Source organism: Croceicoccus ponticola (genome assembly GCF_004004515.1).
GTDB lineage: Bacteria > Pseudomonadota > Alphaproteobacteria > Sphingomonadales > Sphingomonadaceae > Croceicoccus > Croceicoccus ponticola.
In genome coordinates this window covers 131,798-158,537 of record NZ_RXOL01000002.1, presented here as the reverse complement: position 1 = coordinate 158,537, position 26,740 = coordinate 131,798, and the positions used below count along the sequence as shown (strand labels likewise).

Annotated in this window: 23 protein-coding genes; 2 read left to right on the top strand and 21 right to left on the bottom strand. The window is 62.0% G+C overall.

From position 1 onward, the window contains the following. Window positions 1-50 precede the first annotated feature (50 nt). Window positions 51-554: an Lrp/AsnC family transcriptional regulator gene (locus tag EKN06_RS06720; protein ID WP_127612138.1), complete on the top strand. Its 504-nt coding sequence runs from the start codon at window positions 51-53 to the stop codon at window positions 552-554. Here the strand turns inward: EKN06_RS06720 and EKN06_RS06715 are convergent. The 11 genes from EKN06_RS06715 to EKN06_RS06670 form a co-directional block, all read right to left on the bottom strand. Continuing rightward, the gene (locus EKN06_RS06715) at window positions 539-1,336 is read right to left on the bottom strand and encodes a helix-turn-helix transcriptional regulator (RefSeq protein WP_164843979.1); all 798 of its coding nucleotides are present in this window, start codon (window positions 1,334-1,336) and stop codon (window positions 539-541) included. The genes EKN06_RS06720 and EKN06_RS06715 overlap by 16 nt on opposite strands. Window positions 1,337-1,511: 175 nt before the next feature. Continuing rightward, a complete protein-coding gene (locus tag EKN06_RS06710; protein ID WP_127612136.1) occupies window positions 1,512-2,648 on the bottom strand; it encodes a glycosyltransferase in 1,137 nt (378 codons plus the stop codon). Window positions 2,649-2,706: 58 nt separating this feature from the next. Further along, a complete protein-coding gene (tviB, locus tag EKN06_RS06705) occupies window positions 2,707-3,999 on the bottom strand; it encodes a Vi polysaccharide biosynthesis UDP-N-acetylglucosamine C-6 dehydrogenase TviB (protein WP_127612135.1) in 1,293 nt (430 codons plus the stop codon). Between the two features lie 4 nt (window positions 4,000-4,003). After that, entirely contained in the window at window positions 4,004-5,041 is a 1,038-nt protein-coding gene (locus tag EKN06_RS06700) for an NAD-dependent epimerase/dehydratase family protein (protein ID WP_127612134.1), read from the bottom strand. A gap of 40 nt (window positions 5,042-5,081) precedes the next feature. Then, on the bottom strand, window positions 5,082-7,046 hold the full coding sequence (locus EKN06_RS06695) for a tetratricopeptide repeat protein (protein ID WP_164843978.1): 1,965 nt from the start codon (window positions 7,044-7,046) through the stop codon (window positions 5,082-5,084). Then, window positions 7,037-8,389, bottom strand: coding sequence for a KpsE/RkpR family capsule polysaccharide export protein (locus EKN06_RS15625; protein WP_164843977.1), 1,353 nt, complete (start codon window positions 8,387-8,389; stop codon window positions 7,037-7,039). Before EKN06_RS15625 ends, EKN06_RS06695 begins: the two co-directional genes overlap by 10 nt. 18 nt (window positions 8,390-8,407) lie before the next feature. Beyond that, on the bottom strand, window positions 8,408-9,145 hold the full coding sequence (locus EKN06_RS06690) for an ATP-binding cassette domain-containing protein (protein WP_164843976.1): 738 nt from the start codon (window positions 9,143-9,145) through the stop codon (window positions 8,408-8,410). 1 nt (window position 9,146) lies between these two features. Then, window positions 9,147-9,953, bottom strand: coding sequence for an ABC transporter permease (locus tag EKN06_RS06685; protein WP_127612131.1), 807 nt, complete (start codon window positions 9,951-9,953; stop codon window positions 9,147-9,149). Then, the gene (locus EKN06_RS06680; RefSeq protein WP_127612130.1) at window positions 9,950-11,014 is read right to left on the bottom strand and encodes a polysaccharide biosynthesis/export family protein; all 1,065 of its coding nucleotides are present in this window, start codon (window positions 11,012-11,014) and stop codon (window positions 9,950-9,952) included. Before EKN06_RS06680 ends, EKN06_RS06685 begins: the two co-directional genes overlap by 4 nt. A 26-nt stretch (window positions 11,015-11,040) precedes the next feature. After that, a complete protein-coding gene (locus EKN06_RS06675; protein ID WP_127612129.1) occupies window positions 11,041-12,981 on the bottom strand; it encodes a glycosyltransferase in 1,941 nt (646 codons plus the stop codon). Window positions 12,982-13,030: 49 nt separating this feature from the next. Then, a complete protein-coding gene (locus EKN06_RS06670; RefSeq protein ID WP_127612128.1) occupies window positions 13,031-15,526 on the bottom strand; it encodes a hypothetical protein in 2,496 nt (831 codons plus the stop codon). 669 nt (window positions 15,527-16,195) lie between these two features. On the opposite strand from EKN06_RS06670, the gene recQ reads away from it, so the two are divergent. Beyond that, complete coding sequence (gene recQ, locus EKN06_RS06665; RefSeq protein WP_127612371.1) at window positions 16,196-18,001, top strand: DNA helicase RecQ; 1,806 nt, start codon at window positions 16,196-16,198, stop codon at window positions 17,999-18,001. Here recQ and EKN06_RS06660 read toward each other — a convergent pair. The 10 genes from EKN06_RS06660 to EKN06_RS06615 form a co-directional block, all read right to left on the bottom strand. Beyond that, window positions 17,985-18,995: a TerC family protein gene (locus tag EKN06_RS06660; protein WP_127612127.1), complete on the bottom strand. Its 1,011-nt coding sequence runs from the start codon at window positions 18,993-18,995 to the stop codon at window positions 17,985-17,987. The genes recQ and EKN06_RS06660 overlap by 17 nt on opposite strands. Window positions 18,996-19,008: 13 nt before the next feature. Further along, a complete protein-coding gene (locus tag EKN06_RS06655; RefSeq protein ID WP_127612126.1) occupies window positions 19,009-19,206 on the bottom strand; it encodes a DUF465 domain-containing protein in 198 nt (65 codons plus the stop codon). Window positions 19,207-19,426: 220 nt separating this feature from the next. Next, window positions 19,427-20,500: a GTP cyclohydrolase II gene (gene ribA / locus EKN06_RS06650; protein WP_127612125.1), complete on the bottom strand. Its 1,074-nt coding sequence runs from the start codon at window positions 20,498-20,500 to the stop codon at window positions 19,427-19,429. Window positions 20,501-20,546: 46 nt separating this feature from the next. Then, complete coding sequence (locus EKN06_RS06645) at window positions 20,547-21,338, bottom strand: exodeoxyribonuclease III (protein ID WP_127612124.1); 792 nt, start codon at window positions 21,336-21,338, stop codon at window positions 20,547-20,549. A gap of 323 nt (window positions 21,339-21,661) precedes the next feature. Then, window positions 21,662-22,309, bottom strand: coding sequence for a LolA family protein (locus tag EKN06_RS06640; RefSeq protein WP_127612123.1), 648 nt, complete (start codon window positions 22,307-22,309; stop codon window positions 21,662-21,664). Window positions 22,310-22,485: 176 nt separating this feature from the next. Beyond that, a complete protein-coding gene (rpmG, locus tag EKN06_RS06635) occupies window positions 22,486-22,653 on the bottom strand; it encodes a 50S ribosomal protein L33 (RefSeq protein WP_127612122.1) in 168 nt (55 codons plus the stop codon). A gap of 274 nt (window positions 22,654-22,927) precedes the next feature. Beyond that, entirely contained in the window at window positions 22,928-23,173 is a 246-nt protein-coding gene (locus tag EKN06_RS06630; RefSeq protein ID WP_127612121.1) for a hypothetical protein, read from the bottom strand. A 74-nt stretch (window positions 23,174-23,247) separates the two neighbouring features. Beyond that, entirely contained in the window at window positions 23,248-23,502 is a 255-nt protein-coding gene (locus tag EKN06_RS06625; protein ID WP_127612120.1) for a GlsB/YeaQ/YmgE family stress response membrane protein, read from the bottom strand. Between the two features lie 128 nt (window positions 23,503-23,630). Continuing rightward, entirely contained in the window at window positions 23,631-24,455 is an 825-nt protein-coding gene (locus EKN06_RS06620) for an undecaprenyl-diphosphate phosphatase (protein ID WP_127612119.1), read from the bottom strand. Between the two features lie 75 nt (window positions 24,456-24,530). Next, the gene (locus EKN06_RS06615; protein WP_127612118.1) at window positions 24,531-26,666 is read right to left on the bottom strand and encodes a M13 family metallopeptidase; all 2,136 of its coding nucleotides are present in this window, start codon (window positions 26,664-26,666) and stop codon (window positions 24,531-24,533) included. Between the last annotated feature and the right edge of the window lie 74 nt (window positions 26,667-26,740).

Sequence of the window (26,740 nt, the reverse complement as noted above, 5' to 3'; positions counted from 1 at the left end):
CAGAAAATTACCCTACTGACTTATTAATTGCGTCTCAAAGGGCGAAACGGATGGCAAAAGTACCTGAAAAAGACGAAATGGATTCCTTCGACCGCAAGATCGTAGCCGCGCTTGCCGCTGACGGGCGGATGTCGGTAACCGATCTTGCTCGCACCGTCGGCCTGTCGAAAACCCCGTGCCAGGTCCGGCTGCGACGCTTGATCGACAACGGTGCGATTCGGGGATTCACGGCCATTCTCGACCATGCGCGGCTGGGATTGGATCACGTCGCCTTTGCCGAGGTCAAGCTGTCCGACACCCGCGAGAAGGCATTGGACGAATTCAATGCCGCCGTGCGCCGCATTCCGGAAGTCGAGGAATGCTACATGATCGCCAGCAGCTTCGATTACCTGCTGAAAGTGCGGACCGCGAATATTCGCCGTTATCGCGAAGTGCTGGGCGAAAAGATATCGAGCCTGCCGCATGTGGCCAGCACGTCGACATTCGTCGCGATGGATGCGATCAAGGAGGCGACGCGGCCCCGCGTGCCGCGCGAAAGTCAGATCACGCCGTAGCGCATGCCCTTTGCCACCGCTTCGGGCAGGTTTTGCGCGTTCAGCTTTTGGCGGATGCTGCGCAAGTGCACGTCCACGGTCGGCACCGACAGGTTGAAGCGAAAACCAATCTGGTCGCGCATCTCTCCCCTTGCCACCATCGCCAGCACGTCTTTTTCACGCGCGGTCAGGGTGTGGCCATATCCATCGGCCAAGGCTTCCAGTCGAGGTTTGACGACTTGAAGCATGGCAAAAAACGCGACCTTTATTTCGCCCAGTCGTTCATTGGCGACACCCGCGGCGTTCTTGTCGCCACCCAGCGCGATCCCGAAGTACCGCTCTCGCCCGGAATTCGGATTGAGCGGGGATTTGCCGATAAAGGCCAACCCGTCCTGCAATCCTGCATCGCCAGCCGCCATGATCATGGCGTTTGAATCGCGATAGTTGTCGGGCAGCGTGGTCAAGGCGGGCAAGCCGATGCGAAACGTCGACTCCGGGTTTTTGGGCGTCAGAAGTTCGCCGGCACGAAGGACGAAATCGCTCCGGTTCCATCCGCGCGCAAAATATTCCTCGATGAAGCAGCCGGGCATGTTCGCCCCGCCGAACGCATCCATGTCCCCCTTGCCATCGGCAATTTCGAATGTACCGAAATTGGCGAATTCCACGCCGATTCTGTGCAGGTAATTGTAGAACAGAGCAATGGCGCGATCGGCTTTTGTTTCGCCCGAATCAACACCCGATGCGACCTGAAACAATCCGGTCATGAAATCTTCAAGATCGTTCGATCGCCAACCCGAAGGCATCTTGAAAATCCCCTGGCGGCACGACTGTATACTTGGCGATCGGCACTTCATCGCAGATAATGGCAAACTGTCGCAAAATGCAAAATAATTGTTTGCGAAAATATCTCTCGTACTAATTCAGCGAGGGATATTTCGTTTGCGCGTCTTGCACGGACGGTTGGCCGACCTCGTGAAATCAGACGACAAGCTGGCGGCAATGGTCCAGCCACGCCAATTCGCGGGGGATGACGATCTCGTGTCCCGACTGGCTTCGCACTCGTGCGGCAGCGGCCGTCGACCGAGCAAGGAAAAGGGCCGGATTGTCGATCATCCGCGCGATCTGGTCTGCGAGCCCCGCGGCGTCGTCGGCACCGGCCAGCCCTGCGCAATCCGCATCGACATATTCGGGCACGGCGCAAACAGTATTGGTGATGGGAACGAGCCCCGACGCCATCGCTTCGTCACGCGAGACCCCTTGGGTATCGAGCCGGGTGGGCACGAGGAACATGCCATGGTCGCGGTGCATCCGAGCGATTTCCTGCTGCCGCAGGAAACGCCGCTCGATGGTCACGTTGGCAAATTGGCGAAGCGGGGCGAGCGTGTCGTCGAACAGCGGGCCATCGCCCACGAACGTGAAGCGCATGGCGCTGAAATCGGGCCGTCTCGACAGCAGGTGCACGGCTTTCACCGCCATGTCGTTGCCGTAGGTCACGGCATCGTAGGGGCGGATCGACAGGATGCGATAGCGATGCGCAGCTGTCTTGGCGTGGTGCACGAACAGGCTGGTGTCGATGGGATTGGGAATGACGGCGATCCGATCCCGCTGCAATGTACTGGGCGCAAGATCGCGTTCCATCATCCCGATTGAACACTCGGACACAAACGTCAGCGACAGTTCGTCGGGCCACGGGGCCAGTGTTTCGCGCCAGAAAGCAGCCCTGTGCTCCACTGCCGCCAGCGCCCCGTCGCGCTCGTCATGGGGGCGGCAATTCGCCTTGGCGCGGAAGAAGTCGGGAATTTCCGATCCGTGGAGCCAGCCACAAACCGGCCATTTCCCGTATAGCGATCGCAGGGCGGGCCAGATCGATTCGTCCGGGCCATGCACCGCCACGACGTCCGGCGAAAACCCCGTCACCGCTGCGGCAAAATCGGCCAGCGTTACGGTGTGGCATTCGACGCCATCAAAACTGTGCTGTCCTGTCGTCGCGCCGAGCCGGATGACCTTTACCGCGTGGCCGGCGGCGAGATAGGCGACGACCCGGCGATGGACGAAGGGGTATTGGTAAAGGTTGTCCTCGCTCGGGTAGGAACGCGTCAGCAGCGCGATGCGCAAGGCAGCCTCCTGCAAGGATCGACCTGAAACGCTATCCCCGTGGCGATCCCCATGAGAATCAAAGCCGCATGTCGCTGTCCTGCGCGTCGAATACTGCCTTTACGTCGAACAGGACATGCTGCGGGCGACCGAAAGTGCGGAAATGCGCAGCCCCCTTTTCGCGGAAGACGTCATGGCCAACGGTCAGCACGATCCCGTCGTAAGCGCCGGTGTCAGGCTTTGCCATCAGGTCGATGCCGTATTCGGCTTTTGTCGCGTCGATGTCGGCCCACGGATCGTGGACATCGACAGTGCAGCCAAACCCTTCGAGTTCGCGCACCACGTCGATCACGCGCGAATTGCGCACGTCGGGGCAGTTTTCCTTGAACGTGAACCCGGCGACCAGAATGCGCGCGCCGTCGACGTGAATGCGCCGCTTCAACAGCTTTTTCACTGCCTGTTGCGCGACATAGGCGCCCATGCCGTCGTTCAGCCGACGTCCGGCCAGCACGATTTCGGGGTGATATCCGATCTCGGCCGCCTTGTGCGTCAGGTAATAAGGATCGACGCCGATGCAGTGCCCGCCGACAAGGCCGGGGCGGAACGGCAGGAAGTTCCACTTCGTCCCCGCCGCGTCGAGCACGTCGTTCGTGTCGATGTCGAGCAGGTGGAACATGATCGCCAGTTCGTTGACCAGCGCGATATTCAGATCGCGCTGCGTGTTCTCGATCACCTTGGCCGCTTCGGCGACCTTGATGCTTTTGGCAGGATAAGTGCCTGCGGTGACGATACGGGCATAAAGCGCATCGACGCGGGCCAGCGCTTCGGGCGTGGAGGCGGAGGTGACCTTCACGATGTCGGGCAGACGGCGGGTCTTGTCGCCAGGATTGATGCGTTCGGGCGAATAACCGACGAAAAAGTCGCGGTTGAGCTTCAGTCCCGATTCCTTTTCAAGCACCGGGACGCACCGTTCTTCGGTGCAGCCGGGATAGACGGTCGATTCATAAATGACCGTGTCGCCCTTTTTCAGTGATGCGGCCACTACCTTCGAGGCGCCGGTCAGCGCGCGCAGGTCGGGGCGCTTTACCGCATCGATCGGGGTCGGCACCGCGACGATGAAGATGTTGCACTCTTTCAGGTCTTCGGGTTCGGACGAAAAGGTGAGCTGCGTCGCTTCGGCCAATTCCGCCTCGCTGACCTCTAGCGTGTCGTCGCGGCCGTCGCGGAGGGCATCGATCCGGCGTTTCTGGATGTCGAACCCGATGCAGGGCATGACCTTGCCGAATTCCACCGCCAGCGGCAGGCCGACATAGCCTTGCCCGATGACCGCGACGCGCGCGTTATCCAGCCATTGTTGGACAGATTTCGTCATGGCATCACTTCCCGTAATAATCGCGGAACCAGGTCACGAACCGCGCAATACCTTCGCGGAACGGCATGGCAGGCGCATAACCAGTCAGCCTGCGAAGTAAAGACGCGTCGGCCCAGGTCGCGGGCACGTCCCCCATCTGCATCGGCATGTAGTTGCGGATTGCCTCTATCCCCAACTCCTGTTCGATGGCGTCGATGAAATCGAGCAGGCGGACCTTTTCGCCGTTGCCGATGTTCACGACCCGGAACGGCGCGACGGGCGACAGGCTATCGGTCGGATCGAGCTCGGCCCCTGCTTCGGGGCGCACGGGCGGCACGTCGATCAGCAGGCGAATGCCCTTCACCAGATCAGAGACGTAAGTGAAGTCGCGGTGCATCTCGCCATTGTTGTAGATGTCGATCGGCCGCCCTTCGAGCATGGCGTCCACGAACTTGAAAAGCGCCATGTCGGGTCGGCCCCACGGGCCATAGACGGTGAAGAAGCGGAACATCGTCACCGGCAGGTTCCACAGATGGGCATAGGAATGCCCCATCGATTCGTTCGCCTTTTTCGTCGCGGCATAGAACGTCAGCGGGGTTTCGACCCGTTCGGTTTCATTGAACGGCATGTCCTCGTTCGCGCCATAGACCGAAGAGGTCGATGCCATGAGCAAGTGCCCGACGCCCAGTTCGCGCGCGACTTCCATCACGTTGAACGTGCCGATCAGGTTGGATTCGACATAGGCGCGCGGGTTTTCGAGGCTGTAACGCACGCCCGCCTGCGCCGCGAGGTGGACGATCGCGTCGGGCCGGAATGCCTGTGCCACCTCCAGCATCGTGGCGTGATCCTCCAGCATCGCTTCGGTCGCCGAAAAGTTCGGGTTCTGCTTCAGCATCTGCAACCGGCGGCGTTTCAGGTTGACGTCGTAATAGTCGGTCATCCCGTCATAGCCGTGGACGATCAGCCCTTCTTGCAACAACAGTTGCGAGAGGTGGAAGCCGATGAAGCCGGCCGCGCCGGTCACCAGCACGCGCCGAAAGGGGGCAGTGTCGCTTTCGCTCATAATTCTTTCACGGGTTCGAGAAGCTTGGGCAGGGGAAGTGTCAGCCGTTCTCCGGCATGCGGATATGGCGCCAGACACCGCCGGCGAGGCGCAGGTTCTCCGGTTCCCCGGACAGGAACTCGCGCAAGTAATCGAGGAATGCGGCCTGCCAGCGTGGGACGTAATCGTTCACGTCTTCACCCGGTTCGGGGGCGGGCATGGGCTCCACGACGAAGCCGATCTTGTTGTTTTCCCAACGGGGCGCGACGAACATCGACGGCGTGCCAAGCCGGTGGACGAGCCGCGGGGCAAAGCTCGACATCGTGATGTGCTGCCCTTCGAACGGCACGCGCGGCGCCGACAGCGCGATCGCGCCGTCGATGGCGATGACGACGGCCTTGCCTTCGCCCAGCGTGCGCAGCGTCTGCCGGGCAACTTCGGCCCCCGTCTGGTCGCTGGTCGAAATCAGCCTGCGGCCATAAGCGGTGCGTACGCTGCCCGGCGTGGACGCGATCCAGCGCGATTCGATGCCCAGCAGTTCAAGCGCGAGTGGCCCGGCAAACATCGGCCCGATATGAGCAGAGGCGAGGATGACGCCTCGCGACTTGTCGATCTTGGACAGCGCTTGATCGGCCTGATCGAGATCGGCCAGTTTCAACATCGCTTCGTGAATCTGGTCGTCGCGGCATTCGATCCAGTCGATAATGTACTGGTCGGCGAGGTAGCCCCATTTGGCGCGCCGTTCCCATTCGGCGCGGTCGTCCTTCTTGTCCTTGCGCAAGGACCATGCCCATTCGAGGTTCGCGGCGGGCACCTTGTGCTTGTCGACCTTGGACCACAGGTTGTCGAAGCCGGCTTCGAAACTGTCGGACATGCGGCTGCGGCGCGCGTCTATGAAATTGTCGAACAGCGCGGCGGCTTCGTCCTTCTTGCCGGCAAGGCTCAGCGCTCCGGCGGCATAGCGGTGGAAATTGTGCGCTTCGGGATGCGATGGGAGCAGCTGCTTGAACTGCTCGGCCGCTTCTTCATACCGTTCCGACTGGCGCAGCGCGCGGGCATAAAGCGCGCGAATGCCATTGGAATTGGGCGCAAGCTTCAGCGCCTTGGCCAGCACCGGCACCGCTTCGCGTTCGCGCCCGGCGCGCAGCAGGGCGAACCCCATCTTGCGCAGCGCACGCGGATCGCGGCCGTCGGCTACTTTGGAATTGCGCATCATGTCGATGATCTTGTCGAGCCGCTCGGGGGTCTGGTCCTCGCTTTCGATCATCGCCTGCGCCAGCGTTTCGTCGAGCTTGCCGCCGGCGACGCCGAGGCTCGCGTACTTTTCGCCCGCCGCTTCGGCATGGGCCGGCAGCCCGGCTTCGACATAGGCGGCGACGACGGCGGCGGCGGCCTGCGGCGTGGTGACGCCCTTCGCCTCGATCGCTTCGGCCAAAGGCACGATCGCATCCTCGCGCCCATCGCGTTTTAGCGAGAGGATGACCATCTGGGTGAGCGCGATATCGTTCGCCGCATCGGTGCCGAGAGAGGTTGCATGGTCAGCCGCCGCAGTGATTTGACCCGCTTGCACCAGCAGTTTCAACAGCGCGGCATGGCCCGGCCAATCGCACGGATCGAGCGTGAGCAACCTGCGCGCATCGCGCAAGGCAGGTTCGAAACGCTTGTCCCGTCCGTGAAGGCTGGCACGCAGGCGAAGTTCCTCGATGCTGTCCGCACCGCTCGCGATCATCTTGTCGAGCACGGCGGTCGCGTCGTCATGACGCTTGGCGCGCATCAATTCCTTGACCACCATGGCCAGCAGCATGGCGCGTTCGGGCGCGACATGCTCGATCTCGCCGAACAGCTTTATCCCGCTTTGTACCTTGCCCGAACGGATCAGCGCGATGGCCAGCCGTACCCGGGTGGCGCGGTCGTCCTTCGCCGCGCGAGAGGGGAGCGCGCGATAGAATTCGACCGCCCGCAGCCATTGGCCGCGATCCAGCATCGCGTCCATCGTCGCGACATTGTCGGTGTCCGTCACTTCCACCGGCTGCGCGCCTCGTCCATCTGCCGCCTGCCAAGGCTTTCGGGCAATGCTCCCCGCGCGCGGAGCAAGGCGATGATGCCAAGAATGAGGAAGAATGCGAGGAAGGTTGGGACGATAATCTTCCACCAGTCGCGAACGTCGGGATTGTCGTTGGCCGTGATATCGACGATCAGGACGAAATAGCGCCGCTCCGCCAGGATGTGCAGCGATGCCTGCTGCAAGGTGTCGAGAGCGCCCTGCCATCGCGCAAGCGCGATTTCCTGCATCGTGTTGGCGTCTTCGAACGCACCGGCGGTCTGCGCCAGCGAACCGCCCTTGTCGCTGCTGAGCCGGTTGCGGTTGTCCTCGATCTGAGCGCGCAGTTCGGCGATGCGTGACTTCAGCGGCGGCAACAGCGGGCTGTCGACAAGGCCGTCGTCGGCCAGCGACTGCCGCTGACGCTCCGCCTCTGCCAATTGCAGTTCTAAGGCGCTGATCAACTGGTAGATGACGGCCGCGCTCTGTTCGGGGCTGATCTCACGCTGGCGGGTGCGGACGTCGCCGACTTTCGCACGCGCGCTCGTCAACTGGCGCTCCGCCGATTGCGCGTTCTGGTTCAGCCCGGCCATCTGGTCTTCTGCAATGCGCTGCGACGAATCGTTTACATGGCGCTCTGCCGCTTCAAGCAGACCCTTGCCAAAACGCACCGCGTCTTCGGGCGTGCGGGCCTGCACGGTCAGGCGCAGGATGCCTTCCTGGATGTCGATCGAAACCTTGACCCGCTTGCGATAGTAATCGAGCGAATTCGCATTGTTGCCCAGAACGCCGCCGGGACGGGTCAACGGGTCCATGTCATGAAAATGCGACATGTAACCGTATGTCCGTTCCATATACTGCATCATCGGGCGTGACAGGATGAAGGCGCGCGCCTTGAACGCATCGCTGATCGTCGTCGACGAACCGGGAAAGGCAATCAGCCCGGCGTTGGAGGACGATCCGCCCGACCCGCTGCTGGTCTGGACGGTAAAGGCCGCCTCGCCTTCGTACAGCGGCGTTGCGAAAAACGCGGCATAGGCGATGACGATGGCGATGGGGATGCCAAGGAAAATGGCGATCCGGCGCAAGATGCCGTCGCGCTTCGTCAGGCGCCGGCGATCGATTTCCGCGCGCAGCCGGTCCGTCGCGGTCAGCGGCTCGACCGGCTGCTCGTGCGCTGCCGGCTCCGTCGGGCGCGACCTTTCGGCCTTTGCTTCGGCCAGAATCGCTTCGATCTCTGCGGCATCGGTTTTCGCCGTGCCGGCGTCGGCCGGGCCGTGTTCCGGCCGCTTGGCCTGCCAGTTCTTGATACGGTCTTCGTTGGTCATCGTTGGCGGCCTTAGTCCTCAAGCGAGGTCGAAGAAAAGGAGATCGTCGCGATCACGGTCGATACGCTGCGCCGCGACATCGCTTCTGAGCGGCAAGGAATCCTGCTCTTCAAGCAGATACAGCAGCATTTCCTTCGCCTCTTCGAAATCGTCGCAAGCCGTGAAACCGCCATCTTCCATCACGTAGAAGCGATCGCAGACATCCTGCACGGCGCGGGGATTGCTGGTGAGGCACAGCAGACCGCTCGTCTGCAGGCGATGTTCGAGTTCGCGGGTGCACTTTTCGCGAAACGCCGGTTCGCCGCCGGTCAGCTTGTCGTCGGCGATATAGACCTTTGCCGGGATACCGAAACATGTGCCGAAGCCGAGCCGCGCCTTCATCCGGTTCGTGTAATTCAACAGCGGCAGGTAATAGGCATCGCCAAGTTCGGAAAAGTCGTGGACGAAGGCGCTGAGTTCATCGGCGTTCATGCCCGCCATCTTCGCAATCGAACGGATGTTGTTTTCGGCGGTCATTTCTGGGCGGAACCCCCCAGCATAGCCCAACGGCCAAGCGTCGGGACAGCGCAGCACGCGGCCACTCTCGGGGCTCTCCATGCCAGTCAGAAGCCTTACGATAGTCGTCTTGCCGTGCCCGGGAGGTGCAAGGACGGCGACCTTTTCATGCTCTTCTATGGCGAGCGTCGCGTCCTTCAGGATCGGGATCGTCTGCCCGAACCGATAGTAATAATGCGTGCAGTCGAGCAGCCCCCACATGTCAGTCTCGCAACACCGCACGCGTGCCCAGCCCGACCGCGAACAGGCCGACGATGCACAAGATGGCATAAGTGGGCGAAGCGACCCTCGATTCGTAGTTATCGAGCATCCCGGTGCGGGTAACCTCGATCGCATGCAGCAAAGGGTTCCACCCGAAATAGTCGTAGAGCCGCTCCGGCACCTCGTTTCCGGTGAAGAACACGCCTGAAATGAAGAACGATGGGCGCAGCAGCGCTTGTCCGATCAACCACCAGATCTGTTTGAGTTCGGACAGGTTGACGAAGATGTAGCCAAATCCCGCTCCCAGCAGCCAGCTGAGCAGGATGCCGAACGTAAAGTCGAACGGGTGCTCCATCTCCCAATTGCCGAAAACGAAGTAGTTCACCCCCATGACGATGGCGACGACGACGAACGAATTGAACAGTTCGACCAGCCCAGTGGCCACGACCGCGTGGCGACGCCCGACGGTCGGATAGATCAGCAGGCTGCGCACCAGCGTGCGCGACCTGTTCATCGCGTTGACCGTGAACCGGAACGCAGCATAGGGGATGAGCCCCGAAATGATGAAGGTTATCAAGTCGGTATAGACAGGCGTGCTGCGGCCAAAGAACTTGAACGCCATGTAGACCGCCGCAACCCACACCAGCGGCATCATGTATGCGCCCAAAACGCCGAGCCATTCCTCGCCAAAGCGCAGCTTCAGCTCGCGCCGGATCAGCGCTTCTATGACACTGGCATCGGACGGCCGGTGAGACGCCGGCGCGGGTTCGGATGCAGTCGGCGCGGCGGGTGTGCCGGCCGTGGTCATTGCGCCAGGATCACGGCGTTGCGGACGGCGGAAATCGACTGCGACAGCGACTGGATCATCAGGCGCGCGTTCTTGAACGGGGCGTTCGAAATGAACACCGCGTCCTTGTCATGCACGGGAAAGCGACTGGCCAATGCGATGATTTCAGGCCGCTGCATTTCGAAGTGATAGACGACCGGGATCGGGTCGCCGTCGTTGAACCGGATCACGAAGACCGCGCTAGGATCGGCGACGTTGTCGTCCAGCCCGCGGGCTTGGCCCAATACGTCGAGCAGGCTGAAATCGCTGCGCACGATCGGCACTTGCCCCTGGATGCCGGCACCGCCAAGCACCATCACATTTTCGTCGAGCGTGTCGACCAGCACACGATCGCCCGGGCGCAGGGCGACGTCGAATGCGGTGCTGCGCTGCAGATCGGCGAGGCGAATCGAACCGGCCTGATCGCCGCGCTGAAGCGTGACGCGCACCATTTCTGGCCGCTCAACCTTCTGCACCGTTTGCGCGACCAGTTCGCCGAGGTGGCTGCGTCCGCGCTCGATCGGAAACGAACCCGGGTTCGATGCGGTGCCCTGAACGCTGACAAGGCTGCTGCGGCTGTTGACGAGGCGGATGTCGACCTGCGGGTTGCGCACCACCGTGCGGAGCCGCGCGGCGATCTTCGAACGCGCCTGCGAAGCTGTCAGCCCGGCAAGGCTTATGGCTCCTGCGTGGGGAATGAACAGGCGGCCATCGTCATCGACCACCAGTTCGCCCAATTGTCCGCCGGAGCTGCCATAGACCGCCGGGGTGCCGCTTTCGAAGATACGCACCGACACCACGTCGCCGGCTCCAAGCACATTTCCGGTGATTTCCGGCGCGGCGAGGAATTGACTGGGGAAACCGACCTCTGTCGGCTTGGTGTCGAACTGGGCGCTGGCCGCGTCGACGAGCCGCAGTTCGATCTGTCCGTCCTCCGCAGACGATTTCACCTCGTCGTACGTCGGGCTGGAACGCGGCAGCGCGCACCCTGCCAGCAAGGCTGCCGCGCATACCGGCAAGGCGTAATGTTTCATGGTCATCATGACGCGTCTTGTGCCCGCGCTTTCTTTCAGGCGGCCGCAGAGCCGCGAAGCATTTCGCCATCATCCAACGCCGGGATCGAACGATCAACGGCTATGTTCGCGAAATCACCCAGCATTTTTGGCACCGAGAAATTCGTATCGAGGAAAGTGCGCCCCTCGCCACCTTCGGCGAACAGCTCCTGCTGACCCGGCATCTCCAGAAGTTCGTTCGTGTACCGCACGATTTCCTTCACATCGGGCTTTTCGTTGCAGGACAGCACATAGCCGGTCTTGCCGCTGATGATGCATTCCGATGCGCCGCCAGCCGGCGTCGAAACGACGCGCAGGCCCATGTACTGCGCCTCGATCAAGACGTTAGGCAGACCCTCGTAGCGCGAAAACAGTTGGAGCACGTCCATCTTGGTCATCCAGAATCCGACGGTGCTCGACCGGTCGGTGAACAGGATGCGATGCGCAACGCCCAGCGTTTCAGCCAGCTTCTTGCCCGATTCGAACAGCCGGCCACCGCCCACCGCGATGAAACGGGCGTCGGGGTGCTGCTTGTAATACCGGGCCGCGGCGCGGATCCAGACGTTGGGCTGCTTGTCGGTTTCGAACCGGAATACGCCGCCGATGGTGTGCCTCGCCCCTTCGGTGCGGGCTTCGAATTCCTCCCACATGCGCTGGGCTTCTTCGTTCCCGTCCGCGGCCATCGGCTCGACGCCGTTGTAGAAGATCTGGAAACGTTCGCGCGGAAGGTCCAGCCAGTCGCAATAGACATCGGCCGCGGCCTTGCTGTTGCTGAGGAAGTGGACGCCCGGAATCTGTGCCATCGCCTTGTAGAACACATCGTATTCGGGGCGATAAAGGTGGCGGCGGACGCTGGGCGGAAGGCCGCGCATGACCAGCTGGATTTGAGGCACACCGGCGATAAGCGCGCCGATCCCGGCGAACAGGCAAGCCCCGTCCTGCCATGCCGACACGACGTCGACGTGCTTTTCCTGAAGGTAGGGGGTCAGCCGCTTGACGCCGTAATTGGCTGCCGGCGGCAGGTATGACAGCAGCGTGGCCAGTTCGGGATCGGTCACCCCGATCTTGCGGGCCGACATCGGCTTGAAGTTGTTGAGTTCATGGATCGTGACATCGTTGGCGAGCACATCGGGCAGGAAAAAGTCGTTCCGCCGTTCGGGTCCGTGCGACCGCACGACAAGTTCGACCTCTTCCGAGATCTCGACCCCGCCCACGGTTCGCCCGCTGCGGCGTGCCTTTTCCAGTTCTATGGCAAGGCGCGAGATCTGCCGTTCCGCGCCGCCGGGGCCGAGGCTCCCGGTGATGAGCGCCACCTTGCCCAGTCCGCGCGCGAGGTTGGGCCGAACCTGACGGTCGCGAAAGCGCAGGATCGCGTGCTTCATCGCCAGGATGCGGGCGTCTTCATCCTCGGACAGGGGGCGGCCTTCGCGCGCCACGAGGATCGAGACAAGTGCCTTCGTGTGTTCGGAAAATTCGCGTGCCTGCGTATCCCAGGGAAAGCTGTCTTCCACCGGTTCGACCACGCGGCGCGCCTTTACCAGCATTCCGTCGAGCAGCAGGCGCTTGGCATATGTCAGCCGCAAGTCCTGATCTTCGGGGAAGCGGGTGACGAGCCGGTCGAAGATGGCGTTGGACTGGGCATGGGCACGCGCCGCGTGCAACAGGTCGGCCTTCAGCAATTGCCGCGCGCGATTGGTTTCGTGCCCGAAGTCGCGAGCGTTGATGGCTTCCACCGCCTCGTCGAACTGCTGGCGACGGCTGAGCCTGCGGGGCAATTCCTGCCAGACGATGTCGTCGTCGGCGAAACTGGCGAGGCAGCTGCGCCATTGCACTTCGAACGTCTCGTCGTCCTCGATCGCTTCCAGATGAGCCGCGGCCGCGAATATGCTTTCGAAATCGGGCCAGCACGGCGCCGCGTCAGGCATGCCCTGCGCTGCTGTGATCTGTTGTTCGAACATTAGCGTTTCCCTACCTGAATTCCTTTACGTCGAGCCCGGACCGCGTTGATCACGCGATCGCTGCCTCGATCGACATCTTGTCCATCATCATTGAACATCGGCGCGAATTGCGCATATCCGCTACGTTCGAAGGATCGAGCGCCATCGCACTCAGCCAATAAGTCTTTGCCTCCCGAAATCGATTTTGTTCCATCAGCAATTTACCCAATTGCCGGATGGCCCTGACATGATCGGGATCGATTGCCAGTATGCGCCTCAGCTTCGCCTCGACTTCGTTTTCAAGTCCGGCATTCGCTGCAAGCTGCCGCACCTCCAGCCACAAGGCCCGCGCCATCTTGCCCCCCGCCTTGTGCAGGGATTCGCGATCTTCGACCCATTCGCCAAGATCGTTGTAGATCGCAAAGGCCCGGTCGTGTTCGCCCGCGTCGGCAAACTTGCCGATCATCTTGAGCGCGCGCGGCTCGACGTTGCCGAAAAACCGCTCGATCTCCGCATCGTAACGTCGCGCCGGCTCGCCCGATGCGCGCAACTTGCGGAACAGCGGAAGCGCAAGGTCGTAGCGCCCGCCAATGGCAGCGACCCGCGCGTACATGCGCAGCAGGTCGATATCGTCGGGGCGCAGGTGATATCCATCGGCCAGCACTTCGACGGCCTGTTCGCAAAGGCCCAGCTTTTGAAGAGCGGCGCCCCAGATCAGGGTCAATCGTTCGCGGGAATGCACCAGTGCGGGCGCGCTGCCGGCGAGCGCGGCGATGGCGGGATAATCGAGCGCCGCGCTCGCCGCTTCGATACGAGCCGCAAAGGATTCGCGGGAATCGCGGCACGCAGCGCTGACGGGCCTGCCGCCATGCACCGCGCTTGCCTCGCTCAACACATATGCCGGCCCATGGTTGCCAGCCAACGCCTCTGCCTCAGCCCAGTCGTACAGGCGGTTGGAGATGCGTTCGGCATCGCGTCGCGAGTCGGCGTCGGTCCCGGCCAGCGCTACGACATCGGCAAACGCTGCCGCAGCCGCATCGGCATCGCCGAACTCGATCAGCTGGTCGGTCACTTCGCAAGTCTTGGCAAAATTTCCCGATGCGTCGAGCGCGCGAACGCCCGCCAACACTTTGGCATCGCGGTGGCGCAGCGCCCATTCGCGCAAGGCTTCGGCGTCGATCCGGCCTGCGATGGCCGCATCGACCACTTGCTGCCGCAGGCTGCCGGCGCGCGCCTTGTCACCGGTTTGCGCCAGAAGTTCCAGCGCACGAAGCGCTAGTTCGGTATTGTCGAGATTGGCCTGGAACGCGCGAATGTAATTGTCGATGGCGGCTTTCGTCTCGCCCAGCTGTTCATATGCGCGCGCGCCGAGCAGAAAGACCTCGCGATCCTCGTACTCTTCTCCGATCAGCGCTTCGAACAGGGTTTTGGCCGTCTGCCAATCCTGTTGGCGGACGCTGATGTCGAGCAATTCGCGCCGCCCGCTGCTCGAAAGTGCGTTCTGCGCATCGAGAGAGGCCAGAATTTCCCGCGCTTCGTCAAAACGTTCTCGCGCGAACAACAGGCGTCCGCGCATTTCGAGCAGCGAGTGCGCGTTGGGCATCCGGCGCAGCGCGACGGAAAGCTCGGCCTCGGCCAGCCTTGGATGATGGTCGAGCAGCCGCCCGATGCGCCCTGCGACGACCTCTTCGTCGATCTGGGCCGCAATGGCCGCCACATCGACCGCAACGCGATCGCCGAACCGGGGGGCAAGGAATTGCTTGTAGATGTCGAGAAAGACGAGATCGGAAAAGGCGAGCGTGTAATGCGTCAGGTCCGCACCGCCCTTTTCCATGGCGACTTCCTGCCCGACGGTCAGCATCGCATCGGTCGGATCATAACAGGGCACGCCAAGTTCGGTCGCCGCCTGCTTCACTGCCTTTATGATCCGGTCGCGTCCGGCGATGACCCGGTTTTCGTCGGTAATGGCATTTACGTGGGTCACGAACAGGACCCGGTCGGCGCCCAGCCGGTCGACGATGTCGCGCATGTCCGCTGCGATCGCGACGCCGTCCTGAATGACCAGCCGCACGTCCGATAGCAAGGCGCGCGCAGCGTCATCCAGCGCGCGGAATGCAGGCAGCGAGCCAAGGAAGGTCAGGAACGCATCGCGCTCCACATGCTTGGCCAGCGACCAGAACTTCGTGATCGTGCCGGGCTGCGAGAATACCGACGGGAATGCCCGATAAAGGTAATTGATCTGCAGGGAATCGCCGAGCGCGGTGATCTTCTTGGCCGAGCTGATCTCGACGATATAGAGATCGGCTGGCTGCGGGGCGGAACCGTCGGTCGGGCCGACATTCGCGCCCGACAACACGGCTGGCACTTGCGCTGCGCGAAACAGGCAATCGGCCGAGCGTTCGTCGAACCGCTTTTCACCCTGGATGAAGCGGATCTGCTGCAGGGCTTCGTCACTGGTGTGCGAAAAGCCGTACACGAGATCGGCATCCAGAACGACGGGATAGTGATCGATCGCGCGCCGGAGCGGGGTATTGATCCTGCAAGTGCCGATCGGGGTGATGCTCACTGCATTCACGACTTTACCAGTTGCCCTCGTGTTTCGGTTGCAGATGCCATTACTTCAAAAGCAGGACGACCTTGTCTCAGGCCATGTCCACCAGTGAGCAGGTCTCCCGTCTCACGACATCGTTAATTTGACGTGTCCAAGTCAAAACCGCCGTTAATTTCAACCTCAGTATGACAGATAGCAGCCATTTAATCCCCGATGTGTGTCCTCTTGCCCACAACTTTTCGCACTTGCAGCAAAAATGACGGGACCGGTCCCGCCAAGTCGTGCGGTATGAAGTGTGTCAAATGCTAAAGATACCACCAAGCAGTCCGGATCGTTTAGTCCAATTCATGCCATCCAAGTTACTGGTGCGATTGATATCGTGCCGACATGAACAGGCGATGAGTTGACGACGGCGCCGTTTTTCAGCGCGCCTGCCACGCTGTTGCGGCATGGGCATCAACCGTTTTCAGGCACATTGTCACAAGTTTGTCACTACGGCCATTTCACGTGGCAGCACGGCCTTGCATGGGATTCGGCGGGGTATCCACCGCCTTTCCCGGTAAGAAGCGCCGTAGCGGTTTTCTTATCCCGCTGCGATCTGGCATGGCCGGCGGCATGTCGGATGCGTCGCGCCAGAACCTGATCGATCCCGTTGACGATACGGGCCGAACCGACCTGACCGACATGTCTTCGCGTGCGCTGGAATCGGGCGACGACCTGGCGCTGCAACGCCTTCACGCCCTGTTCGGCTTTCGCGCTTTTCGCGGGGTTCAACGCAATGTGATCGACCGGGTTCTTGCTGGACAATCGACGCTTGCGGTGATGCCGACGGGTGCGGGCAAATCGCTGACCTATCAGCTGCCCGCGACGATGCTGGACGGCACGTGCATCGTCATCAGCCCGCTGATCGCGTTGATGCACGATCAGCTGCGCAGTGCAGAGGCCAACGGCATTCGTGCCGCCACATTGACGAGCGTCGACGAAAACCGCGCCGAAACGGTTGCGAGGCTCCGGGCTGGTGATCTGGACCTGCTCTACGTCGCACCCGAACGCGCCAGCCAATCGCATTTCCGCGAGCTGCTGTCGCAGTGCCGCATATCGCTGTTCGCCATCGACGAAGCCCACTGCGTTTCGGAGTGGGGGCACGATTTCCGCCCCGACTATCGCCTGTTGCGCCCGTTGATGGACCAGTTCCCGCAGCTGCCGAGGCTGGCGCTGACGGCGACGGCCGATGCCCATACCCGCGCCGACATTCTGACCCAGCTCGGCATTCCCGAAGAGGGCATGATCGTTGCCGGGTTCGACCGTCCGAACATTCGCTATGCCATCGGCACGCGCGATGGACTGACCCAGCAACTGCGCCGGTTGCTTGCCGCCAACCCCGGCCCCGGCATCGTCTATGCCCAGACCCGTGCTGCGACCGAGCGGCTGGCCGAAGCGCTGTCCGACGGGAAGCGCGAGGTGCGCGCCTATCACGCGGGGCTGGCCCCCGATGTGCGTGCCGCCAACCAGTCCGCCTTTGTGGGGAGCGAGGACATGGTCATGTGCGCGACCGTCGCCTTCGGCATGGGGATCGACAAGCCCGACGTGCGGTTCGTGGCCCATGCAGGCCTGCCCAAATCGATCGAGGGCTATTATCAGGAAACCGGACGCGCGGGGCGTGACGGCGATCCGGCCAGCGCGCACCTGTTCTGGGGCGCAGACGATTTCGCCCGCGCCCGAATGCGGGTTCAGGAGGTGGATGAGACGCGCCAGCAGGGCGAACGCACGCGATTGTCCGCGCTGGGCGCGCTGGTAGAAACGGCGGGCTGTCGCCGTGCGATCCTCCTGCGCCATTTCGGCGAAACGCCGCCCGAAACCTGCGGCAACTGCGACAACTGTCTGGAACCGCCCAAGGCGCTGGATGCGACCGTGACCGCGCAGAAATACCTGTCCGCTGTCGCTCGCACGCGGCAGATGTTCGGCGCAGGGTACGTCGAAAGCATCCTGACCGGCCAGTCCAGCGAACGGGCCAGCAGCCAGGGCCATGACACCCTGTCCGTGTTCGGCATCGTCGACGGCGAAGAGGCAGCCTTGCTGAAACCGGTTCAGCGGGCCTTGCTCGTGCGCGGGGCCTTATTGCCGACCGAACACGGCGGCCTGATGCTGGGCCCAGAGGCGCGCGGATATCTGAAGGGCGAGCTGCCGCTCGATCTCGTCATTCCGCCCAAGCGTGAGCGGGAGCGTGGCCGCAAGGGCGTAACGCGGGGCGGGTCGCAGGCGCTCAACCCCGTGGGCGATCCGCTTTTCGATGCACTGCGCGCGTTGCGCCGCGACCTAGCGCGGGAAAACGGGGTGCCGCCCTATGTCGTGTTCCACGATTCGGTGCTGCGCGACATGGCCGGGTTCCGTCCGCAAAGTCGGGCGGCGATGGCGGACCTTCCCGGCATAGGCGCGAGCAAGCTCGACGCCTATGCCGAAAAGTTTCTCGAGGTTATCCGCCAGTTCTGACGGGCGCGACGCTATTGCCGCGCGTCTTCCACAGCGAATAGCCGACGCCGCCCGCGATCAGCGCGAACGTTACGCCAAGGCTCAGCACCGGCGGAAACTTGTCCCCGCCCAGCACGAAGTCCGCGACAAAGATCTTGCTGCCGATGAACACCAGCACCGCCGCCAACGCATACTTCAGGTAGGTAAAACGGTCGATCATCGCTGCCAGCGCGAAATAGAGCGCGCGCAGGCCAAGGATGGCCATGATGTTAGAAGTATAGACGATGAAGGTGTCGGTGGTGATCGCAAAGATCGCCGGCACCGAATCGACCGCGAAGACCAGATCGGCAAGGTTAATGACCACCAGCGCAAGGAACAACGGCGTCGCCGCGGTGACCATTTTGCCCGTAGCCGTGCTCGCACCTTCCGTGTCGGGCACTTTGACGAAGAAATGCTGGCCGTGCAGTTCCTTTGTCACCCGCATGTGGCGGCTGATCCAGCGGACGACCGGATTGTTGCCGATGTCGGGATCGTGGTCCGAAGTGAAAAACATCTTGATGCCGGTGAACACGAGGAACGCGGCAAAGATGTACAGCACCCAGTACGCTTCCTGAACCAGCGCCGCGCCGCCTGCGATCATCAGGCCGCGCAGCACGATCACCGCCATGATGCCCCACAGCAGCGCGCGATACTGGTATTTCGCCGGGATCGCGAAGAACGTGAAGATCAGGCTGATGACAAAGACGTTGTCGATCGACAGCGCCTTTTCGATGAAGAATCCGGTGAAATACTGCATCCCGGCCTCGCCGCCCTTGGCGTGCCAGACCCACGCCCCGAACAATAGGGCGATGGTGATGTAGAACGCAGTGAGTTTCAGCGATTCGCCGATGCCCATCTCACGGTCTTCCTTGTGCAGGATGCCAAGGTCGAAAGCCGTCAATGCGGCGACGATGCCCAAAAAGGACAGCCAGAACCAAACAGGGGTGCCGAGCCAGTCCGTGAAGAGAAATTCCATGGGTATTCCTCCGTCAGGCGTGGATGGCGCGGAGCGGGGCAGGAGCCCGGCTGGGCGAGATGCCGGTCAGCCGACGCTTGAGCGCATCCCTGAGCAGGCGCAGGCGCGCCATTTCCAGCGGGTTGGACCTGCGGTCTTGGCTTTGGGCACGGCGCAGCGCGTCGTCCAGCTTCTGCAGACGTTCAAGCAGGCGGAATAGTCGTTCGGACATGTCAGTTCCCTATCGAAACGGGTTGCGTTCGATCGGGTGATCCGACGATGGTCCGGAATTATGGCACAAAGCCTTGCGAAAGGGCCCGGACTGGCATCGGTTTCACCCGATGCGGTCCGACATCACGAAGCGTCAGGGCAATATGCCGTCAACGCCGCGCCAGAGGGGCCCGGTCCCGCCCCGCAGATATGGCGACGACTTATGCGCCCCGCAAGCCTTTTCAGAGCAGGTGGCCCGTCCGGTCGCGTTTGGTATCGAGATAGCGCGCGTTGTGCGGATTGGCGGGCAGGGCATGGGGGACGCGGTCCGCCACCACGACCCCGGTTTCGGCCAGTGCCGCGACCTTGGCCGGATTGTTGGTCATCAACCGGATCGGGCCGATGCCCAACAGCCGCAACATTCGCGCGGCGACAGGAAAATCGCGCGCCTCTGTCGGCAGGCCCAGCCGGTTGTTGGCATCGACCGTGTCGTAGCCCTGATCCTGCAGGCGATAGGCGCGCAGCTTGTTGATGAGCCCGATGCCGCGCCCTTCCTGACGCAGGTAAAGGAGCACACCGTAACCGCCGTTCGCGGCTTCGTCGGCCATGGCGTGAAGCGCGGCGTCAAGCTGAGGTCCGCAATCGCATTTCAGGCTGGTGAGCACGTCGCCAGTCAGGCACTCCGAATGAAGACGCACCAACGGCGTGCGATCGCCGCGCTGTTCACCCACGATCAACGCGACATGTTCGCGCAAATCGTCAGGCGCGCGGAACGCGACGATTTCACACGCGTCGGCCGCCGCCGTCGGCAGGTGGGCACGGGCCTGTATCGAAAGGCGCGCCGGGTCCTGAAACGCGGCAAGGTCAGCGACATCGCATGCGACCGGATCGCTGGTTGGCGCAGGATCGACGAGGAAGCACGGCAGCACCCCGGCCAGCCGCGCCAACGTCATCGCGGCAACGGCGGCACCATGCGCCGCAATCGGGTCGGCCCGAAACGGCCCGGCCAACGGGTGGATCAGGTCCTGTGACGGATCGGCCAGCGCTCGGCCCAGCGGCAGCGTGAATGGTTCGGCAGCGCGGATCATTACCGGTGCTTCGGGCACCGCCGCATCGCGCTGGTTGGCGAGCTTCAGCGTCGCGGCCCGCGCGGCGGATATCAGCAAGCGAGGGGCGACCGTGCCGCCGGCCTCAAAGCCCGTTTCCGCGCAGAGCAGGGTCAGTGCACCGTCCGCGCCTGTGACGCGCACAGGCCAGCCGTGGCGCAGCGCGTCGATTGCCTGTGCGGCGCGTCGGGGATGCGCTGGCGCCGTCATCCAACCTGCTCTTGCTCCGGACCGCCATGGCTGTCGCCGAACTGGCTCACAGATCGAACTCGGTGATCAGCGGTATGTGGTCTGACGGGCGATCCCACTTGCGCGTATCTTCGACAAAGCGATGAGACACCGACTGCGCGGCCAGATCGGGCGAGGCCCACATATGATCGAGCCTGCGGCCCTGATCCTTGTCCCGCCAGTAGGAGCGATAGGACCACCACGAATAGTTGCGATCCGGCGCGGGAATGTGCTTGCGGCCAAGATCGACCCAGCCGTGCGCGTCGCGCAGGCGGTTCAGCGTCTCCACCTCGTGAGGGGTGTGGCTGACCACCTTCAGCAGCGCCTTATGGTCGTAGACATCGCATTCCAGCGGCGCGATGTTGAAATCGCCGACCAGCAATGTCGGTCGGTCGATCGCATCGGCCCAGCGGGTCATGCGCTCGAGGAAATCGAGCTTCTGCCCGAACTTGGGGTTCACTTCGCGGTCCGCGACATCGCCGCCGGCCGGGATGTAGACGTTCTCGAGGATCATGCCCTTGCCCAGGCCGCCCAGTTCGACGCCGACATGGCGCGCTTCGCCATTGTCCTGCCAGTCGTGGCGGCTGAATTCGGTGAACGGGATGCGGCTGACCGTGGCGACGCCGTGGTAGCCTTTTTGCCCATGCACGGCGCGATGGGTGTAGCCCAGCTTTTCGAACGCATCGTGGGGGAACAGGTCTTCGGCGACCTTGATTTCCTGCAGGCACAGGACGTCGGGCGATTGTTCGGTCAAAACGCGCTCGACCTGATCGATGCGAAGACGAACCGAATTGATATTCCATGTTGCGATAGAGACCATGGCAACCGCAAATAGAGTGCCGCGCCCCAATGTCCACACGTTGCGCTGAGTGCGGCAATGAAAAACCCTCGACCCGGGGGCAGTGGGTCGAGGGTCTCCATTCGCGTTCGTCACGCTCGGCAGGTCACGCTTGTTGGCGGCCGGGCAACAGGGGGGAAACCCGGGGCCGCGTGTCCTGTCTGACTATTTTTAACTTCAATGGGCTGTCGGGCAGATGAACAAGAACCGCAGGGTTCCGGCGTTTCATCGCCCGACGGGCACGGTTTGACGACTAACGCCGAATCAACCTGAACAATCGGACGATCGACGGGTGATCACGAGGTTTAGCGCTTGGTCCGCGCGCGGACGTCCTTGAACATGAAAGTGCCGTTGCTCACCGTCATGCCATAACGATGGTTGTCGAGCAGGATCTTGGTCGTCTTGTTCTGCGCATCGACGGAAACCCACCCGGCAAGCTCCATCCCGCCCGGCGCCGAAGCGTTCTTCTCGAAGATCATCGTCATCGTGCCGTATTCGGGGTGCTTGGGATCCTTGATCCGGATGCTCGTCACGTCCTTGTGGCTGGTGGGCATCAAGGTGCCAAATCGCGATATGTCGCCGTCCGGCTGGAGTAGCGCGCCGAGCGGGCTGTTCTTGATGGGCCAGACCTGTTTCTGGTTCACTTCGTAATCCAGCATGGTCAGGCGGCTGCCATCGGACACGATCAGCAGAGGCACGCTGTCCTGATACTGGAAACGGATCTTGCCCGGACGCTTGAGCGTCATGGTGCCGGATACCTGCTGGCCGCTGCGGTCGATCTGACGGAAGCTGGCCTTCATCGTGCCGATGGCGCGAAGAGCCTTTACCGCGCTGTCGAGGCGATTTTCAGCGGCTGCCGCAGGGACGGCGGGAGCAACAAGCGCGGCCGGTGCGGCAAGCGCTAGCAGACCGGCGCCAATGGCGCGGGCCGTACGGTTTTTCAGTTTGGTCATAATCATCCCGGTTGGTTTACCAATCGGGCATTGAACCCGTTGTGAACCGGGAGTGTTCCCGACATTCATGGAAACAGCGGCCGCGACTTCGTTCGTCCCGGGCCATTCGCGTCACGGCCGATCGCTGACGATCCGACCGGTCGCGGTGGCGGGAGACTGGCTCCCGCCGTGCCGGATCACTTGATCTTGGCTTCCTTGAACTCGACATGCTTGCGCACGACGGGATCGTACTTGCGCTGCACGAACTTTTCGGTCGAGTTGCGCGGATTCTTCTTCGTGACGTAGAAGAAGCCGGTGTCGGCGGTCGAGACCAGACGGATCTTAACGGTTGCGGGCTTCGCCATGGCGTATTCCTGATATTTCTATGTTCAGCGCGGCCGGCGGAACGCAGGCCGAGTGAACGGTCAAATTCTCGAATTCGTAAACGTGCGGACGGAATCGCTTTCGCGCCGTCTCGCAGAGCGCGTGCGCCTTTGCGCGATAGGGCCCGCCGAGTCAAGCGCTGCGAGGGGGCTCGTACCTGTCACGATGAGGATCATCCTGCACTCTGCGTCCGACAAACGAAAACGGCGCCGGGAAATCCCGGCGCCGTCGTCTATCTTTGCCAGAAGGCGAAGATTATTCGGGAGCGGCGTCCATGGTGTCAGCCTGGTCTTCCATGGCGTCCTTGGTTTCTTCGCCAGCTTCTGCAACGGCTTCAGCTTCAGCTTCCATGCCGGCGTCGTCGAGAGCTTCAGCCGTAGCTTCAGCGGATTCGTCGATGGCTTCGGCCTGGTCTTCCATCTGGTTTTCGGCCGGGCTATCGCAAGCGGCGAGACCGAGACCCAGAGCGGCAGCAGCCGCAACAGCAATAATCTTCTTCATCCAAATTCCCCTTCACGTAAAGTAGGGGCGACAGTGTCTCTGCCGCCCCATTCTTTCATTCGTAACAGCAGTTCTTAACGAACGCTACCACGACGAAACAGGTTGACGATCGCCAGGAGCACAACGGCACCCAGGAACGAGAACAGCAGAGCCGAGAGGCTGAAGCCGTTCATGATCGTATCGCCACCGACAATAAAGCCGGCAAGCAATGCGCCGACGATGCCGACGACGACGTTGAGCAGGATGCCCTGCTGTCCGTTGGTGCGCATCACGATGCTGGCGAGCCAGCCAATGATGCCACCGACGATGATAAGAATAATAATGCCCATCGTTCGTTTCCTTGAATTAGCGTTTGGATAGGAAACGTAGGCAGGCGGAGTTTGGTTCCGGCGGTTGTGGAAAACACGATCTATGGCACGATCGACGGACCGGGCGTTCGTCCATAAAGGCAGGTAAGTCAAGAATTTACCGCAAATCCCAGCCAGAACAGCGCAGCGATGCCGATAACGATCCGATACCACGCAAACGGCGCAAATCCTGCGCGGCTGACATAGGCGACGAACGCGCGAATGACGACCAGCGCGACGATGAACGACACGACGAAGCCGATCGCGATTTCGGCCCAGCCCACCGTCATCGACCCTGTCGCCAGCAGATCGCGATATTGCCAGATTTCCAGCGTCGAGGCGCCGAGCATCGTCGGGATCGCGAGAAAGAAGCTGAATTCCGCAGCGGTGCGCCGTTCGATGCCCATGGCCAACGCGCCCATGATCGTCGCGCCCGACCGGCTGACGCCCGGGATCATGGCAATGCACTGCATCAACCCAACGCCCAGCGCCTGTTTCACCGGCAGCTGGCCGATACCGCTTGGCGGACCTTCTTTGGCATACTTTTCGATGACCAGTATCGCGATACCGCCTGCGATCAGCGCCCATGCGACGATGCTGGGGCTGCCCAGCATGATGTCGATATAATCCTTCATCAGCAAACCGATGATGGCGGCGGGCGTGAAGGCAACCAGAAGGTTGATGACGAAGCGAAACGATTCGGGCTGGCGGCTCAGGATACCCCTGCCCACGGCCCAGAACGTGCGCCAGTACTGCACGACGACCGCAAGGATCGCGCCAAGCTGGATGACGACGTTGAAGACCTTCCACTCTTCGGCGTCATAGCCGAACAGGGCCGATGCCAAGATCAGGTGGCCGGTGGACGATACGGGGATGAATTCGGTCAGGCCCTCGACAATGCCGAGGAGAACCGCTGTCAGCGCGAGATTTTCCATGCGGTCGCGGAGGTCGCCCGACGCACCGGCCCTGTCAAGTGACGATAGGACAGAATGCGCCGGGAAGAGTGCCTCTTACCACATATGCACGCGCTTTTCGGGCGGCAGGTACATGGCGTCGTCGGCGGTGACGTTGAACGCTTCGTACCACGGATCGAAGTTCGCCAGCACGACATTGGTCCGCGCCTTGTCGGGCGAATGCGGATCAGTCTGCAGGATCTGGCGGGTTAATGCCTCAGTCCATTTGCCGCGAGCGCCCACCGCAAGGGCAATGAAGAACCGCTGCTCGCCGGTCAGCCCGTCGATCACCGGCGCTGCCTTGCCGCCAAGGCTCAACTTGTAGGCGTCGTATGCAATGCGCACACCGGCGAGATCGGCGATGTTCTCGCCCAGCGTAAGCTTGCCGTTGATGCAGGTCTTGCCGTCGTCGAGCGGGCAGAAGGCGTCATATTGCGCCACCAGCTTTTCGGCGGCCGCGTCGAACTTGGCGCGGTCTTCGGGAGTCCACCAGTTCCGCAGCACGCCGTCGCCGTCGTACATCGAACCCTGATCGTCGAACCCGTGGCTGATTTCGTGCCCGATCGTCGAACCGATAATCGCGTAGTTCACAGCCGGATCTGCAGAAAGCGAGAAGTTCGGCGCCTGAAGGTAGGCGGCCGGGAACACGATTTCGTTCAGCGAACCATTGTAATAGGCGTTCACCGTCTGCGGGGTCATCCCCCATTCGATGCGGTCGACAGGCTTGCCGAGATCCTCGATCATCTCGCCCCAGCTCCATTTCGTTGCCGCGATCGAGTTTCCGAGTGCATCGTCCGCTTTCACGTCCAGCCCGTCATAGTCTTCCCACTTGTCGGGATAGCCGATCTTGACCGTGAACTTCGACAGCTTGTCCAGCGACTGCGCCTTGGTCGCATCGCTCATCCACGTCAGGCCTTCGATGCGATGACCCATGACGGTGCGCAGGTTGGACACCAGCTCGACCATCTTGGCCTTCGCTTCGGGCGAGAAGTTGCGATCGACGTAGATTTTGCCGACCGCTTCGCCCAGCCGCCCGTTGATCAGGCTGATGGCAAGCTTTTCACGCGGGCGCTGAACTTTCTGGCCGCCCATGTAGTCGCCCCAGAACGCAAACTGTGCGTCTTCGATATCCTTGGGCAGCACGGTGGCGTACGAACCAAGGAAACCGGCCGCGGCCCATGCCTTCCAGGTGGCGAGATCGGTGTCGCCTATCAGCTTGGCAAAAGCGGGGAAACCGCCGCCCAGCTTGGCGAGATCGGCAGGCGTGATGCCGAGTTCGGCGATCTTTGCGGCGCTTGGCGGCAGTTCGTCGACGACGATGGTGTCGATGCCACCGACCCCGATCCCGTCGAGATAAGTCTGCAACGGGAAGTTGCCCGTCATGGCGACAAGATCGGTGCGGCTGACGGGATTGTACAGCAGGCGCGGGTTTCGCGACATGGTGCGATCCCAGTCGGTCACGGCCATCCGGCGTTCAAGGCCATAGACCGCCACTGCTGCCGCGGCGGGATCTTCGTAGCCGGCCTTGCCCAAAAGAAAGGTCAGGTACTCTTTGTACTTTTCCCGCATCTCGACGTTCTTCTCGCTGTCGACGAGATAGTTGTCGCGGTCGGGAAGGCCGAGCCCGCCGGTCCACAGGTTGAATATATTGCGGTTGGGATCGAGATCGTCGCCGCGCACCCCGGAGGAAAATGGATCGGGCATGCCCGGTTCGGCAAAGAACCGCGCGAGCGCTTCGTGGCTGTCGATGGCCCAGATGCGGTTCAGGTATGGTTGCGCCGCGCCCATGCCCTTGGCCTCGATGGCCTTGCGATCGACGAACGCGGCATAGCTGTCGCCGACCTTCTGCTCGATGGAGCCGGCGGGCGCGCGAGCCTTGCTCATGTCGACGATGATCTTTTCGACCTGCGCTTCTGACTTCAGCCGAAGATCGGTTACCACGCCATAGCTCTGGAACTGGGGCGGGATCGGGGTCGCCTTATCCCATTTGCCGTTCACATAGGCGTGAAAATCGTCGCCCGGATCGACCGCGGGGTCGAGATCGGCTGGGTCGAAGCCCATTTTCGGCCAAGTCATGAACTCGGGGTCCACGACCTGCGGCGCGGCTGTTGCGGCAGCATCCTGTGCCGATGCGGGAGCGTAGAGAGCGAGCGTCAACACCGAGCAGCCGGCGGCAAGAATGATACGTTTCATCGGTACAGGTCAGTCCACTTTTATCGTTTTAGCCCACACACGCTTAGCCCATGCGGGCAGAGGCGCGATGTCGT

Excerpts from the sequence above, each read along its gene's own strand:
- recQ (WP_127612371.1), top strand. The coding sequence starts at position 16,196 with ATGTCTTCGCGTGCGCTGGAATCGGGCGACGACCTGGCGCTGCAACGC.
- rpmG (WP_127612122.1), bottom strand. The coding sequence starts at position 22,653 with ATGGCGAAGCCCGCAACCGTTAAGATCCGTCTGGTCTCGACCGCCGAC.
- EKN06_RS06625 (WP_127612120.1), bottom strand. The coding sequence starts at position 23,502 with ATGGGCATTATTATTCTTATCATCGTCGGTGGCATCATTGGCTGGCTC.
- EKN06_RS06645 (WP_127612124.1), bottom strand. The coding sequence starts at position 21,338 with ATGGTCTCTATCGCAACATGGAATATCAATTCGGTTCGTCTTCGCATC.
- EKN06_RS06675 (WP_127612129.1), bottom strand. The coding sequence starts at position 12,981 with ATGTTCGAACAACAGATCACAGCAGCGCAGGGCATGCCTGACGCGGCG.
- ribA (WP_127612125.1), bottom strand. The coding sequence starts at position 20,500 with ATGACGGCGCCAGCGCATCCCCGACGCGCCGCACAGGCAATCGACGCG.
- EKN06_RS06690 (WP_164843976.1), bottom strand. The coding sequence starts at position 9,145 with ATGTGGGGGCTGCTCGACTGCACGCATTATTACTATCGGTTCGGGCAG.
- EKN06_RS06630 (WP_127612121.1), bottom strand. The coding sequence starts at position 23,173 with ATGAAGAAGATTATTGCTGTTGCGGCTGCTGCCGCTCTGGGTCTCGGT.
- EKN06_RS06615 (WP_127612118.1), bottom strand. The coding sequence starts at position 26,666 with ATGAAACGTATCATTCTTGCCGCCGGCTGCTCGGTGTTGACGCTCGCT.
- EKN06_RS06620 (WP_127612119.1), bottom strand. The coding sequence starts at position 24,455 with ATGGAAAATCTCGCGCTGACAGCGGTTCTCCTCGGCATTGTCGAGGGC.
- EKN06_RS06715 (WP_164843979.1), bottom strand. The coding sequence starts at position 1,336 with ATGCCTTCGGGTTGGCGATCGAACGATCTTGAAGATTTCATGACCGGA.
- EKN06_RS06655 (WP_127612126.1), bottom strand. The coding sequence starts at position 19,206 with ATGTCCGAACGACTATTCCGCCTGCTTGAACGTCTGCAGAAGCTGGAC.
- tviB (WP_127612135.1), bottom strand. The coding sequence starts at position 3,999 with ATGACGAAATCTGTCCAACAATGGCTGGATAACGCGCGCGTCGCGGTC.
- EKN06_RS06640 (WP_127612123.1), bottom strand. The coding sequence starts at position 22,309 with ATGACCAAACTGAAAAACCGTACGGCCCGCGCCATTGGCGCCGGTCTG.
- EKN06_RS06660 (WP_127612127.1), bottom strand. The coding sequence starts at position 18,995 with ATGGAATTTCTCTTCACGGACTGGCTCGGCACCCCTGTTTGGTTCTGG.
- EKN06_RS06720 (WP_127612138.1), top strand. The coding sequence starts at position 51 with ATGGCAAAAGTACCTGAAAAAGACGAAATGGATTCCTTCGACCGCAAG.
- EKN06_RS06680 (WP_127612130.1), bottom strand. The coding sequence starts at position 11,014 with ATGATGACCATGAAACATTACGCCTTGCCGGTATGCGCGGCAGCCTTG.
- EKN06_RS06700 (WP_127612134.1), bottom strand. The coding sequence starts at position 5,041 with ATGAGCGAAAGCGACACTGCCCCCTTTCGGCGCGTGCTGGTGACCGGC.
- EKN06_RS06685 (WP_127612131.1), bottom strand. The coding sequence starts at position 9,953 with ATGACCACGGCCGGCACACCCGCCGCGCCGACTGCATCCGAACCCGCG.
- EKN06_RS15625 (WP_164843977.1), bottom strand. The coding sequence starts at position 8,389 with ATGACCAACGAAGACCGTATCAAGAACTGGCAGGCCAAGCGGCCGGAA.